The following is a 14,283-nucleotide window of genomic DNA, read 5'->3' as shown; positions in this document are numbered from 1 at the left end:
TGCCAAGATATCGTCCACATGCGCGATGCCGATGGACAGGCGCCCCCTCGCGCGGCTGACGCCAGCGTTGGCCCATTCCTTATCCTCCGGCTGACGGTGCGTGGTGGAGGCGGGGTGGCAGGCCAGGGAGCGTGCATCGCCAATATTCACCAACCGCAGGATCAGTTGCAGGGCATCAATGAAACGGGCGCCGGCTTCCTGGCCGCCCTCAATGCCGAAACTGAGAATGCCGGAAGCGCGGCCGTTCATATATCGCTTCGCCAGTTCGTGATCCGGGCTTTCCGGCAGACCTGCATAGTTCACCCAGTTCACCTGGGGATGGTCGCGCAGGAATTCGGCAACCTTCTGTGCATTCTCGCAGTGGCGATCCATGCGTAGCGGCAGCGTTTCGATACCCTGCAGGACCAGGAAGGTGTTGAATGGGCTCAGGGCGGCGCCGGTGTTGCGTAGCGGGGCCACTCGTGCTCGACCAATGAAGGCGGCTTCGCCCAGGGCTTCGGTGTAGACCACGCCGTGGTAAGAGGGATCGGGTTCGTTGAGTACCCGGAATCGCTCCTTGTGTTCGGTCCACGGGAATTTGCCGGAATCCACAATCACCCCGGCCACGGAGTTGCCGTGCCCGCCCATATACTTTGTCAGCGAGTGGACCACGATATCGGCGCCATGCTCGATGGGGCGCCACAGATAGGGAGTCGCAACGGTGTTGTCGACGATAAGCGGTACGCCGGCTTTATGAGCCACCTCGGCCAGGCGTTCTATGTCGACGATATTGCCGGCAGGGTTGCCGACGGATTCGCAGAATACCGCTTTGGTATTGTCATCAATGGCAGCGGCCAGCGCATCAAAATCATCGTGACTGACAAAGCGCGCCTCAATGCCACGGCGCGGCAGGCTGTGCGCAAAGAAGTTGTAAGTGCCGCCGTACAGTTTGCTGGTAGTGACGATGTTGTCGCCCACTTCGGTGATGGTTTCCAGCGCGTATTCAATGGCGGCCATGCCGGAGGCCACGGCCAGGGCTCCCACGCCCCCTTCCATGGCAGCGACCCGCTCCTCGAGCACCGCATTGGTGGGGTTCATGATGCGGGTATAAATATTCCCGGGCACCTTCAGGTCAAACAGATCCGCACCATGCTGGGTATTGTCGAAGGCATAGGACGTGGTCTGGTAGATCGGTGTTACCACTGCCTTGGTGGTAGGGTCCACATGAAAGCCGGCACGCACGGCAAGGGTTTCCATCTTCATGAGCGGTCCTTGTGTTGTTGTATGAGTGAATCAGTTTCAGAGAGTATCAAACTGTCGAGTGGTTATCCGGGGTTATCTCCGGTTCACTGACAGCAGCTGCAAACGCAAAAAATGCCCCTGATGTGGCCAGCGTATCTCGTCACCCACTTTCAGGCCCAACAGCGCTGCACCGGCAGGGGTAAGAATGGAAATGGCGTCGCTGACGGTGTGTGTTTCGTGGGGCAGAGTCAGCACTCTTTCGTGTTCCTTGCCGGTAGTTTTATTACGAAAACGCAGGCGGCTGCCCAGCGTTACCACGTTCTCCGGCATGGCGTCCGCCTCAATAATGTGGGCGCGGGCCAGCTCATCGTAAAGATAGTCGATCTGGTCCGAATCGCCTTTGAAGTTATCCAGCACGGCAAAAAGGCGGTCACGGTCCGTGGTGCTGACGGTAATAGGGGGTAGCGTATTCATGATGTTCTCCTGACGGTGTTTGGGTGTGTCGCCGAGGGCGCCGAACCCCCGGTTTCCGTCGGGTGTTCGGCGTCAGGAGAGAAAGGCAGGGGTGCTCGCAACCAGAACGAAGGCGCTGGCAGTAAAGGAGGGAGTCAGGCTGTCAGAGACAGCAATTATAGTTCGAACCGAGTTCATAAGGCGAGATTAGCAGAGCCGGTTGTTTTGTCCAGTGGTCTTCAAGGCATGGGATGGTTGCCTTCGAGTGAGACAGCGGAGGCTTCAGCCAATAACCAAACGCAACGAATCTCATAATGCGGTTTCGTCATGAATATGGATGATTTGGTTATTGGCAGATAACGTCCACGACATCAAGATCGTCAGTGGCCCATAACAATAAGGAGATCGGGATGGCGCGAAAATTATCCATTATGGATTCCGGCTGGTTGATGATGGAAACCCGGGAAACTCCCATGCACGTGGGCGGGTTGGCCCTGTTTGCGGTGCCGGAGGATGCCCCCAGCGATTACATGGAAAGCGTTTACCGCTACATGGTGGAGGTGGACGGTGTTTGCCGGCCTTTCAGCCAGAAGATCCAGTCTCGCTTGCCGGGCCGACTGGATGCGGCCTGGGTAGATGACAAGAATTTTGATATCGATTATCACGTACGCCATTCGGCGTTGCCCCGCCCGGGACGGGTGCGGGAATTGCTGGCGCTGGTTTCCCGCTTGCATGCCCAGCGGCTGGACCCGAGCCGGCCCCTGTGGGAGAGCTACCTGATCGAAGGGCTGGAAGGCAATCGCTTTGCCCTTTATACCAAGATGCACCATTCCATGGTGGACGGCATGGCCGGCATGCACCTGATGCAGTCGCGAATGGCGTCCAGCGCCGACGAACGCTTGCCCGCTCCCTGGTCAGGGGAGTGGGATCAGCGCAAAAAACCGCGCAAGAAAAATGTGGCGGTAGCGGCCAAGGCCAGCGTGCTGGAAGGCATGGGCAGTGCTCGCCGTGGCGCCGGGCAGTTGGTGGATTTGCTGCGGTTGCCGAAAGAAAGCAATGTGAAAACCATCTACCGGGCCCCCAAGACCCAGCTTAACTGCCGCGTCACCGGTGCTCGCCGGTTTGCCGCCCAGTCCTGGTCCCTGTCGCGGATCAAGGCAGCGGCGAAACAGCACAACGGCACCGTTAACGATATTTTCCTGGCCATGTGCGGCGGCGCCTTGCGCCGTTACCTGGAATCACTGGATGCGCTCCCTGCCGAGCCGCTGGTGGCCCAGGTGCCGGTGTCCCTGCGCAGTGCGGATCAGGCGGAAGGCGGTGGCAATGCCATTACCACGGTACAGGTGAGCTTGGCCACCCACATTGCCAGCCCGCTGGGGCGTCTGGTCGCCATTCAGGAATCCATGCAGGCGGTAAAAACCCGTCTTGGCGAGATGCCGAAGTCGGATATCGACGCCTATACCGTGATGACCAATATGCCGCTTTCGCTGGGGCAGGTGACGGGCCTGTCCGGGCGGGTCAGCCCCATGTTCAATCTGGTGATTTCCAATGTGCCGGGGCCTAAAGAAACCCTCTATTTCAACGGCGCGGAGTTGCTGGCGTCCTATCCGGTGTCGCTGGTGCTGCACGGCTATGCGCTGAATATCACTGTGGTGAGTTACAAGGACAGCCTGGAATTCGGCGTGATTGGTTGCCGCGTTACCTTGCCGCACATCCAGCGATTCCTGGATTATCTTGAGGCCTCGCTGGCGGAGCTGGAATAACCGCGGGCAGGGAGTGGCTGGTGGCAAAGGGGGCCTGGTGCCCCTGAAGAACCGCCCGTCCTGTCCTAAGAAATAAAGTACTGTGCTTCACGGGTGAGTGGTCACCGCGAGGGTGATATTGTTGCTCCCATCATGGACTGTATGGAACCGGGAGTATGGTTTACGGAAATGCAATTGCCCGGGCAGCGGAACTGCTGGCCGAGCGGCTCAATCACCAGCAACTGATGGCAGTGACGGCAGAATCCTGCACCGGTGGCGGCATTGCTCATGTTCTGACCTCGATAGCCGGCTCGTCCCGGTGGTTTGAGCGCGGGTTTATCACCTACTCCAATGAGGCCAAGCAAGACATGCTGGGAGTTCAGGCCGATATCCTGGAGAGCCATGGTGCGGTCAGTGAGGAAGCGGCACTGGCTATGGCCCGTGGTGCCATCACTTACTCTCGGGGGCATGTCAGTGTGGCGGTGACCGGCATAGCCGGCCCGGATGGCGGCAGCGAGGAGAAGCCGGTGGGGACGGTGTGGATTGCCTGGGGCCAGAAACTGGGTTATGCCGAAGCGCAACGTTTCCATTTTGTCGGCGGTCGGGATGCCGTCCGTCAGCAGACCATTCTGGAAGCCATCCGGGGCTTGAATGCCCGTCTTGAGTCGTCACAATCAGCCAAATAGTCAAACGGGGTTGCAATGGGCAGCAATAGCTGTCCATAATGCTGGCCATATAGTCAGCACTGACTAAAAGGTCAGATGCGATAGGTTACAGACGGTCGCCGTCAATGAATGACGCACCAGTTAACGGAGAGGGGTCACATGAGCGATAAAGGTAAGGCGCTGTCCGCCGCACTATCCCAGATCGAACGTCAGTTTGGTAAAGGTTCCGTGATGCGCATGGGCGATCGCAAGCGCGAGCGCATGCCGTCCATTTCCACCGGTTCTCTGGGCCTGGATATTGCGCTTGGTATCGGCGGGCTCCCGAAAGGCCGTATCGTGGAAATCTATGGCCCGGAATCCTCCGGTAAAACCACCCTCACCCTCAGCGTAATCGCCCAGGCGCAGAAAAAAGGCGCCACCTGCGCCTTTGTGGATGCGGAACACGCCCTGGACCCGGATTATGCCGAAAAGCTGGGCGTCAACGTGGATGACTTGATTGTGTCCCAGCCGGATACCGGTGAGCAGGCTCTGGAAATTACCGACATGCTGGTGCGCTCCGGTGCCGTGGATGTGGTGATCGTGGATTCCGTGGCGGCGCTCGTGCCCAAGGCGGAAATTGAAGGCGAAATGGGCGACACCCATGTGGGCCTGCAGGCGCGCCTGATGAGCCAGGCGCTGCGCAAGATCACCGGCAATGTGAAAAATGCCAATACCCTGGTGGTGTTCATCAACCAGATCCGCATGAAGATCGGTGTGATGTTTGGTAACCCGGAAACCACCACCGGCGGTAACGCCCTCAAGTTCTACTCCTCCGTGCGTTTGGATATTCGTCGCATCGGTGCAGTGAAGCAGGGTGACGAAGTCACCGGTAACGAAACCCGCGTGAAGGTGGTGAAGAACAAGGTATCGCCGCCGTTCCGTCAGGCCGAATTCCAGATTCTTTACGGCCAGGGCATCAATCAGCTGGGTGAAGTGCTGGACCTGGGTGTGCAGCAGGGCCTGGTGGACAAATCCGGTGCCTGGTATGCCTACAAGGGTGACAAGATTGGCCAGGGCAAGCAGAACGCCTGTGAATTCCTGCGCGAGAACCCGGCTGTCGCCGAGGAAATCGAGAAGGAAATTCGTGCTCGCTTGCTGCCTGATCCCACTGAGGCTCCCGCTGCCAAGGAAGAGGAAGCCGAAGCCGGCAATGAGTGAACCGCTCACTGAATCCGAACTGCGTCAGCGGGCTGTCAGCCTGCTGGCGCGTCGGGATCATGCTCGCCGGGAGCTGGAAACCAAGCTGTACCGCAAAGTCGGTGAGCAACCGGCGCTCCCTGCGGTGATGGCCTGGTGTGAAGAACACGGCTTTATCGATGACCGGCGCTTTGCCGGTTTTTTTGTGCGCTCACGCATCGACCGGGGGCAGGGCGCCCTGCGAATCCGCCAGGAATTACAGCTGAAGGGTGTGGATAACGAGCTGATCGCCCAGGCCCTGGCAGAGGCCGAGGTGGACTGGTTCGCGCTGGCCCGGGAGGTGCGAGCCCGGCGCTTTCGCCAGTACCCGGGCAAGGACCGGAAAGAAAAAGCCCGCCAGCTGCGTTTCCTGCAACAACGTGGTTTCGACGCTGAACAAAGCTTTGCTGCCCTGGACTGTTCCCCGGACGACGACGAGCCGTAGTTCGCTCCTCAAGCCCCCCATCAGTGTCCACTGATGCGCCGTTGGCGTTTTGCTCGCAAAGCGAAGGGCTGACGCCACCCCGATGATTCGCCTCGCGAAAAAGACGTAAACAGCCTTTCCCTATGGCCGTAGAGGCCAGCCTGCTGGCGATGCTGTCATCACAGGGGAATCGCTTGCAGGCATACCCGTGGGGCACAAGAGCTCCTGCAGTGAGCAACAAACCCGCCAGAATTTCCTGCTTGGTATGAACCCGATTCACGGCGTATCCTTCGCTTTTGCGGCTTGTGTGAGATTTCCCATGGAGTACCTGTCTGATCCCTGGCTGGCGGCAGCCATGCTGGGTGCCGGTGTATTGGCGGGTTTTATCAACACTCTGGCCGGTGGCGGAGGGCTGCTGATCCTGCCGCTGCTGATGCTTAGCGGCATGAGCGCGGCGTTGGCCAACGGCACCATGCGGGTAGGGGTGCTGATACAGAGCGTGGAGGCCGTGCGCCAGTTCAACAAGCGCGGCACCATGCCGTTCAAGCCGTTGCCGGCGATTCTGGTGCCCTGTCTGCTGGGAACACTGGTAGGGACTCTGGCGGCTTCTTATCTGCCGGAATCCATCCTCAAACCGGTGTTACTGACCACACTGGTGGTGGTGGCCCTGATCATGGTGTTCAAACCGAATCAACTGTCGCCGGCCCCGGATGAGCTGCCACTGCAACCTAATGATTCTGTCACCGGCTGGCTGGGGCTGTTCTTCTGTGGCGCCTACGGTGGCTTTGTGCAGGCGGGGGTGGGGTTTGTGCTGATCGCCGTTCTGGTGGGTCAGCTTCGCTACGACATGCTGCGCGGCAATGCCCTGAAACTGGCCATTACCGGCAGCTTTACTGTGCTGGCCCTGGGCATTTTCGTGGCCCGCGACCAGGTGGCCTGGCTACCCGGCCTGCTGGTGGCCGCCGGCACCCTGTTGGGCGTACGCCTGGGGGTGGGCTTCGCCCACCGGGTCTCACCGACCGTGCTCAAGCGCATTCTGCTGGTGATGGTGCTGGCGGTGTGTCTGGCGGCGGCGCTGAAAGGATAGCTACAAGCCTCAAGCTCCAAGCTGCAACGCGAGCGTGGCCTTGTCTGTTTTGAAAAGCAATCAGCCCGCGCTCAGGGTTCAGGACGCGGCCAATGGCATCTGAAATCAATAAAATCTTCAACCGCGTTGCAGCTTGCGGCTTGGAGCTTGTAGCTTGCTTCTTCCCCATCGCAACCGGGCCTTGGGGGCGGTATACTCGGCGCTCTCTGATAGCCAGCCGATAATGTTTCTCCTATGAAGAGTGCTGAACTACGCCAGGCCTTCCTGGACTACTTCGCCAGCCAGGGGCACGCCAAGGTGCCATCCTCCTCGCTGGTGCCCCATAACGATCCCACCCTGCTGTTCACCAACGCGGGCATGAACCAGTTCAAGGACGTGTTTCTGGGCCGTGAGTCCCGGGATTACACCCGTGCCACCAGCTCCCAGCGCTGTGTGCGTGCCGGTGGCAAGCACAACGACCTGGAGAACGTGGGTTATACGGCACGGCATCACACCTTCTTCGAGATGCTGGGTAACTTCAGCTTCGGCGACTACTTCAAGCGCGAAGCCATCAAGTTCGCCTGGGAATTCCTCACCGGGACTCTGGGGCTGCCGGAAGAACGTCTGTGGGTCACCGTGCATGTGTCCGATGACGAAGCGGCGGATATCTGGCTGAAGGAAATGGGCGTCAGCGCCGAGCGTTTCTCCCGCCTGGACGAAGACAATTTCTGGCAGATGGGCGATACCGGCCCCTGTGGTCCCAGCTCGGAAATTTTCTACGATCACGGGGCGGATGTGCCAGGCGGCCCACCAGGGTTCGAGGGTGAGGATCTGGATCGCTACATCGAGATCTGGAACCTGGTGTTCATGCAGTACGACCGTCAGCAGGATGGCGAGCTGAAGCCGCTGCCCAAGCCCAGCGTGGATACCGGCATGGGCCTGGAGCGTATCGCGGCGGTGCTGCAGGGCGTGCATTCCAACTACGAGATCGACCTGTTCCAGGCGCTGCTGCAGGCGGCGGCCAAGGCCACCGGCTGCCAGGATCTGGAAGAGAAATCCCTGCGAGTGATCGCCGATCATATCCGTTCCGCCAGCTTCCTGATTTGTGACGGGGTGATCCCGTCCAACGAAGGTCGTGGCTATGTGCTGCGTCGCATCATCCGCCGTGCCCTGCGCCATGGTCACCAGTTGGGCCAGGACAAGCCGTTCTTTTCCACCTTGGTCGGCGCGCTGGCGGAACAGATGGGCGATGCCTATCCGGAGCTGGTCCGCGAACAGGCCCGTATCGAGAAGGCGCTGCGGGCGGAAGAAGAGCAGTTCGGTCGCACCCTGGCCGCCGGCATGAAGGTGCTGGAAGCGGCCATTGCCGAGCTGGATGGCAAGGAGCTACCCGGCGAGGTGCTGTTCAATCTCTACGACACCCATGGCTTCCCGCCGGATCTCACCGCCGATGTGGCTCGCGAGCGGGAGCTGACAGTGGACATGGCCGGTTTTGAAAAAGCTATGGAAGCCCAGCGTGAGCGGGCCCGCGGTGCCGGCAGCTTCGCCAATGATTACAGCGACCGACTCAATATCGAGGTGGTGACTGACTTCTCCGGCTACGAAAAACTGGCGGATGACGATGAGGTCGTTGGCCTGTTCAAGGATGGCGAAGCGGTGGATGCTCTCCAGGCCGGTGAAGAAGGCATGGTGGTACTGGCCAGTACGCCGTTTTATGCGGAATCCGGCGGTCAGGTGGGCGACAGCGGTTTCCTGGTGCAGGGCGACAACCGTTTCGCGGTGTCCGATACCAAGAAGCGCCAGGCGGCCCATGTGCACCTGGGCAAGGTGGAAAGCGGCAGCCTGAAAATGGGCGAGAAAGTCTCCGCCTATGTGGATGTGGAGCGCCGTCGCGCCATCATGCGCAATCACTCCGCTACCCATTTGATGCACGCCGCCCTGCGTGAGGTGCTGGGTGAGCATGTGCAGCAGAAGGGCTCGCTGGTGGCCGCGGACTACCTGCGCTTTGACTTCTCCCATGGCGAAGCGGTGAGTGAAGCCCAGCGCGAACAGATCGAGATTATGGTGAACCGCCAGATTCTAGCCAACACCCCGGTGACCACCGAATTGATGGATATCGAGGCCGCCCGGGAAGCCGGCGCCATGGCCCTGTTCGGCGAGAAGTACGATGATCAGGTGCGCGTGCTGAGCATGGGCAGCGAAGGTTTTTCCAAAGAACTCTGTGGTGGCACCCACGTGAGCCGCACCGGCGATATCGGCCTGTTCCGGATTACCCTGGAAGCGTCCGCCGCTGCCGGGGTACGCCGTATCGAAGCGGTCACCGGTGAGCATGCCCTTAGCGTCATGCGTCAGCAGGAGCGGGCGCTCAGCGAGATCGCGGCCACGGTGAAAAGTACCCCGGACAACGCCGCCGAGCGGGTACGCAGCCAGGCCCAGAAAGTGCGTGAGCTGGAAAAGGAAATCGAGCGCCTCAAGCAGAAACTGGCCAGCGGCGCCGGCAGCGACCTCACCGATGAGGTGCAGGAGATTGCCGGCGTGAAGGTATTGGCGACCCAGCTCGACGGTGCCGATGGCAAGACCCTGCGGGTCACCATGGACAAGCTGAAGGACAAGCTGGGCTCCGCGATCATCCTGTTGTCCGCCGTGGAGGGTGATAAAGTGGCCCTGGTGGCGGGTGTCACCAAGGATCTCACCGACCGCTTCAAGGCCGGTGATCTGCTCAAGCATGTGGCCGAGCAGGTGGACGGTCGCGGCGGTGGCCGCCCGGACATGGCCCAGGGCGGGGGTAACAACCCTGCAGCCCTGCCGGCGGCCCTGGAAAGCGTGAAAAACTGGGTGTCCGAGCAGGGGGCGTAAGCTGCGGTCAAGACCACGGCTCAGCCCTCAACATGAAATCCCGGCGCGTTTCTGCTAAGGTTACGCGCTCTTTTTTGCAGATAAAGCGACTTTATGGCCCTTATAGTGCAGAAATACGGCGGTACCTCAGTGGGTACAGTCGACCGCATTCAAGCCGTCGCCGAGAAGGTGGCAGGCTTCCAGAAACGGGGCGACCAGGTGGTCGTGGTGGTGTCCGCCATGAGCGGCGAAACCAACCGCCTGATCGAGCTGGCCAAAGGTGTCAGCGATAACCCTTCACCGCGCGAGATGGATGTGCTGGTTTCCACCGGCGAGCAGGTCACCATTGCCCTGCTGTCCATGGCGTTGCAGAAGCAGGGCGTTAATGCCCGCTCCTACACCGGCAGCCAGATTCCCCTGCGCACCGATAGCGTCCACTCCAAGGCCCGCATCGAAGAGATCGACGACAAGAAAGTGCGTGCCGATCTCAATGGCGGAAGCGTTGTGGTCGTGGCCGGTTTCCAGGGCGTGGATGCCGACGGCAACATTACGACTCTGGGTCGTGGCGGTTCCGATACCACTGCAGTGGCGCTAGCGGCGGCGCTGCAGGCTGACGAATGTCAGATCTACACCGATGTGGATGGTGTTTACACCACTGACCCACGGGTGGTGGATAACGCTCGCCGCCTGGACAGCATTACCTTTGAGGAAATGCTGGAAATGGCCAGCCAGGGCTCCAAGGTCCTGCAGATCCGCTCCGTGGAATTCGCCGGCAAATACAATGTGCCGCTGCGTGTCTTGTCCAGCTTCCAGGATGGTCCTGGAACTCTCATTACCGTCGACGACGAGGTTGATATGGAAAAGCCGGTAATCTCCGGAATTGCCTTTACCCGTGATGAAGCCAAAATCATCGTGCGTGGCGCCCCGGATACCCCGGGCATTGCCTACAAGATCCTCGGCCCGGTGAGTGCAGAGAACATCGAAGTGGACATGATCGTGCAGAACGTGGGCAAGGACGGCGCCGCCGACTTTACCTTCACTGTACACCGCAACGATTTTGCCCGTGCCCAGGAAGCCCTGCGCAAAGCCTCTGACGAGCTGGGTAACCCGGAAATCATTGGCGACGACAAGATTGCCAAGGTGTCCCTGGTGGGTGTGGGCATGCGTTCCCACGCGGGTGTCGCGTCCAAGATGTTTGAAACCCTGGCCAACGAAGGGGTCAACATCGAGATGATCTCCACCTCCGAAATCAAGGTGTCCGTAGTGATTGCCGAGAAATACCTGGAGTTGGCGGTCCGTGCTCTGCACTCCGCGTTTGAGCTGGATCAGCCCTCCAGCTAAGCGACATACCGTCAGGTAGGTGCGGGGCGACGACTGGTTGGTCGTCGTCCCGTTCACGGCGAGACTTACGAAACCGCTTCAGGCATACTACCGCCCCCGTGCCAGGGGTGGGTAAATGGTCCCGCACCAAGGAGTCGTCAAGGACGGCAACCCGCGAGCCTCAGGTACGGCATGCGCTCACGGAAATTGAAGGACCCCAGGAGGGATCATTATGTTAATTCTTACGCGTCGAGTTGGTGAGACCCTGATGGTAGGTGATGAAGTCACTGTGACTGTCCTGGGTGTGAAAGGTAACCAGGTTCGTATCGGTGTAAATGCGCCGAAAGAGGTTGCCGTGCATCGGGAAGAAATCTACCAGCGGATTCAGCACGAAAAATCATCAGACGGTGAGTCTGCCTGATTTTTGGGCTGTATTTTCTCCGCAAAATCGTTATGATGCGCGGCGAGTTTGGAAACAGGCCGACAAGAGCTCACATTCCAGACTGACAATATGACCGCATTCCGGAGAGGTGGGTGAGTGGCTGAAACCAGTTCCCTGCTAAGGAACCATACGGGTTACCGTATCGCGGGTTCGAATCCCGCCCTCTCCGCCATATATTCAAAAACGCCCCGCACTGCGGGGCGTTTTTCGTTGGAGCCTTGCTCGCAAGGCGAAGCTTCTCCGATTTTCCTCAATCGTGGCGCCTCACTGATTCAGGCTGCCACGCAAAAACCGCGCTAACCAGTGCTGCTCATACCCACGAGCAAACATTTTCAACCCGCCTGACCTTGCAGTTGCGCTACACTATATGCCCCGAAAAAACTCCGACCCAAGGTGACGCCATGACTGACACCCTGACCATCGCCCGCCCTGACGACTGGCATCTGCATTTCCGTGACGGCGATCTGCTCGCCGAGACGGTGCCGGCCACGGCGAACGTGTTTGGCCGTGCCATTGTCATGCCCAACCTGACACCGCCGGTGAATACGGTGGCCCAGGCTGACGAGTACCGGCAGCGAATTCTGGCTCAGGTACCTGCGGGCGTCGCCTTCGAGCCGTTGATGGTGTTGTACCTGACGGATACCACCCCGGTGGAAGAGGTGGAGCGGGCCGCGAAGAGTGACTTTGTGCATGCCTTCAAGCTGTACCCGGCCGGTGCTACCACCAACTCCGACAGTGGCGTCACCGATCCGGGTAAGATCACCCATCTCTACGCGGCCATGGAAAAACACGATGTGCCGCTGCTGGTTCACGGTGAAGTCACCGATGCAGACATCGATATTTTCGACCGTGAAAAAGTCTTTATTGATCGTTACCTCAATGATATCCGCCGCCAGTTTCCTGGCTTGCGCATTGTCTTCGAGCATGTGACTACGGCAGAAGGGGTTAACTTTGTGCGCGAGGCCAGCGAGCTGACGGCGGCGACCGTGACCCCGCAGCACCTGCTGATGAACCGCAACGATTTGTTGGTAGGCGGGGTGCGTCCGCACAACTACTGTCTGCCGATCCTCAAGCGTCGTCAGCACCAGGAAACGATTCAGCAGGCGGTGCTGGAAGGCCATCATCGTTTCTTCCTGGGCACCGATTCCGCGCCACATGCGCGCAACAAGAAAGAAGCCGCCTGTGGCTGTGCCGGTTGCTATTCCGCCCGGGCGGCGTTGCCGCTGTATGCCAGCTTTCTCGAGCAGCACAACGCGCTGGACAAGCTGGAAGGGTTTGCCAGCCACTTCGGCGCGGATTTCTACCGTTTGCCCCGCCATACCGACACCGTGACCCTGGTGCGCAAGCCCTGGTCCGTGCCCGAGGTGATTGATGCGGCCGGAGAGGCCATGGTGCCTTTCTACGCCGGCCAGCAACTGCCCTGGTCCCTGGGCTGATTGATGGAACGCTTGCCGGTAGTTGTCCTGAGCGGGTTTCTGGGCAGCGGCAAGACCACGCTGCTCAACCGCTGGCTCAGTGAGCGCCAGGACCTGGCAGTCATCATCAATGAGCTGGGCGATATCGGTATTGACCAGCATCTCACCGGCCCGGGGCGGGTGCCGGTGACCTTGCTGTCCGGCGGTTGCCTGTGTTGCGTGATACAAGGTTCCCTGTCGAGCACCCTGCGCAACCTCTTCATGGCCCGCAAGAATGGTGAGCTACCGGCGTTTTCCACGCTGGTGCTGGAAACCACGGGCGCTGCCGACCCCTTCGGTGTCACCGCACCGCTGGAGCAGGACCCCTGGCTGAAGAAACGTTTTTTCTGCCAGTCGGTACTGACCGTGGTGGATGCACTGGCCGGGGTCCGTAGCCTGGAGCGTCACCCGGAGTGGCTGGAACAGATCCATGCTGCCGATGCCTTGCTGTTGTCCAAAACAGAGCACTGTGAGCCGCAAGCCCTGGCGGCGCTGAAGCTGCAACTGGCAGCTCTTAACCCTTCCGCGCAACTCTATCCAGAACCGGCACCGGTTGATCTGTTAGCACAGTCATTTCCCCGTCGCTGCCGGGTCACTGGCAGTTTTGCGCCGGTTCAATCGGGCGGCTCGCTGCTGTCGGCGCCGTCACCGGTTACCGGCTCATCCCGTCATCAGCTATATAGCGCCTCGCTGCGCTGGGATGGGGTGTTGTCCTGGCCGCTGTGGCAGGCCGCCCTGAAGCAGCTTGCCGAGCAGTGCGGCGATGCCCTGATCCGGGTGAAAGGGCTGCTACGTGTGGACGGCCTGGATGGGCCCTTGCTGGTGCAATGGGTGGAAGGCAGTGAGCCGGCGCTCAGCCCGCTGAATCAGTGGCCGGATCAGGATAGGCTCACCCGACTGGTACTGATTGTTCGCCATCCCCAGGCTGACTTTGCGCAACAACAACTGGCACACTGGGAAACCTTGCTGACACAGCTTGCCAATCAATAGGATCCGACATGGGTTATCTGTACCTTGCCGTGGCCATCCTCGCTGAAGTGGTGGCGACCAGCGCGCTGAATGCCTCCCAGGGATTTACCCGGCTGTGGCCTTCTGTGGTGACGGTAGTGGGCTACAGCATCGCTTTTTATGCCCTGTCGTTGACCCTGCGTACGGTGCCCATGGGGATTGCCTATGCGGTGTGGGCCGGTGTCGGTATTGTATTGATTGCGCTTGTTGGGGCGCTGCTTTTTCGTCAGCAACCGGACCTGCCGGCAGTGATCGGGATGGCGTTTATCGTGGTTGGCGTGGTGCTGGTAACGTTTGTGTCTCGCACCAATGCACATTGAATAACAAGGAGTTCCTGTGACAGAGCGGATGCAGAGTGCCGAACAGGCCGTGGATTATGTGATCGAGCAGACCGGTGGCGAAATCCGCCTGGCCATGCCGCTGGGACTGGGCAAGCCA

Annotated in this window: 13 protein-coding genes and 1 tRNA gene; 12 read left to right on the top strand and 2 right to left on the bottom strand. The window is 59.8% G+C overall.

Going from position 1 to position 14,283, the window contains the following annotated elements:
* Positions 1-1,242: O-acetylhomoserine aminocarboxypropyltransferase/cysteine synthase family protein (locus ACFE0K_RS06100; protein ID WP_434535215.1), on the bottom strand; the 1,242-nt coding region annotated here is incomplete at its 3' end.
* Positions 1,243-1,314: 72 nt separating this feature from the next.
* Positions 1,315-1,695 (bottom strand): nucleoside diphosphate kinase regulator, encoded by a 381-nt coding sequence (gene rnk, locus ACFE0K_RS06095; protein ID WP_434535214.1) that lies wholly within the window; start codon positions 1,693-1,695, stop codon positions 1,315-1,317.
* A gap of 389 nt (positions 1,696-2,084) precedes the next feature.
* Between rnk and ACFE0K_RS06090 the strand changes: the two genes are divergently transcribed.
* From ACFE0K_RS06090 to ACFE0K_RS06035, 12 genes are all read left to right on the top strand, one after another.
* Entirely contained in the window at positions 2,085-3,437 is a 1,353-nt protein-coding gene (locus tag ACFE0K_RS06090) for a WS/DGAT/MGAT family O-acyltransferase (protein ID WP_434535213.1), read from the top strand.
* A gap of 155 nt (positions 3,438-3,592) precedes the next feature.
* Positions 3,593-4,102, top strand: coding sequence for a CinA family protein (locus tag ACFE0K_RS06085; protein ID WP_434535212.1), 510 nt, complete (start codon positions 3,593-3,595; stop codon positions 4,100-4,102).
* Positions 4,103-4,240: 138 nt separating this feature from the next.
* On the top strand, positions 4,241-5,278 hold the full coding sequence (gene recA, locus ACFE0K_RS06080) for a recombinase RecA (protein WP_434535211.1): 1,038 nt from the start codon (positions 4,241-4,243) through the stop codon (positions 5,276-5,278).
* Complete coding sequence (locus ACFE0K_RS06075) at positions 5,271-5,741, top strand: regulatory protein RecX (RefSeq protein WP_434535210.1); 471 nt, start codon at positions 5,271-5,273, stop codon at positions 5,739-5,741. The genes recA and ACFE0K_RS06075 overlap by 8 nt, the downstream gene beginning before the upstream one ends.
* A 298-nt stretch (positions 5,742-6,039) precedes the next feature.
* Positions 6,040-6,807 (top strand): sulfite exporter TauE/SafE family protein, encoded by a 768-nt coding sequence (locus tag ACFE0K_RS06070; protein ID WP_434535209.1) that lies wholly within the window; start codon positions 6,040-6,042, stop codon positions 6,805-6,807.
* Positions 6,808-7,041: 234 nt separating this feature from the next.
* Positions 7,042-9,642: an alanine--tRNA ligase gene (gene alaS / locus ACFE0K_RS06065; RefSeq protein ID WP_434535208.1), complete on the top strand. Its 2,601-nt coding sequence runs from the start codon at positions 7,042-7,044 to the stop codon at positions 9,640-9,642.
* 93 nt (positions 9,643-9,735) lie between these two features.
* The gene (locus tag ACFE0K_RS06060) at positions 9,736-10,962 is read left to right on the top strand and encodes an aspartate kinase (protein WP_434535207.1); all 1,227 of its coding nucleotides are present in this window, start codon (positions 9,736-9,738) and stop codon (positions 10,960-10,962) included.
* Positions 10,963-11,173: 211 nt separating this feature from the next.
* A complete protein-coding gene (gene csrA / locus ACFE0K_RS06055) occupies positions 11,174-11,362 on the top strand; it encodes a carbon storage regulator CsrA (RefSeq protein WP_011589077.1) in 189 nt (62 codons plus the stop codon).
* Between the two features lie 103 nt (positions 11,363-11,465).
* Positions 11,466-11,555 (top strand) — tRNA-Ser (locus ACFE0K_RS06050).
* Positions 11,556-11,784: 229 nt separating this feature from the next.
* Positions 11,785-12,819 (top strand): dihydroorotase, encoded by a 1,035-nt coding sequence (gene pyrC, locus ACFE0K_RS06045; RefSeq protein ID WP_434535206.1) that lies wholly within the window; start codon positions 11,785-11,787, stop codon positions 12,817-12,819.
* A 3-nt stretch (positions 12,820-12,822) separates the two neighbouring features.
* Positions 12,823-13,827, top strand: coding sequence for a CobW family GTP-binding protein (locus ACFE0K_RS06040; RefSeq protein ID WP_434535205.1), 1,005 nt, complete (start codon positions 12,823-12,825; stop codon positions 13,825-13,827).
* 8 nt (positions 13,828-13,835) lie between these two features.
* Entirely contained in the window at positions 13,836-14,165 is a 330-nt protein-coding gene (locus ACFE0K_RS06035; protein ID WP_434535204.1) for a DMT family transporter, read from the top strand.
* Positions 14,166-14,283 lie beyond the last annotated feature (118 nt).

It is taken from the genome of Alcanivorax sp. (assembly GCF_051117345.1).
Lineage (GTDB): Bacteria > Pseudomonadota > Gammaproteobacteria > Pseudomonadales > Alcanivoracaceae > Alcanivorax.
This window is presented reverse-complemented; position numbering and strand designations above follow the sequence as displayed.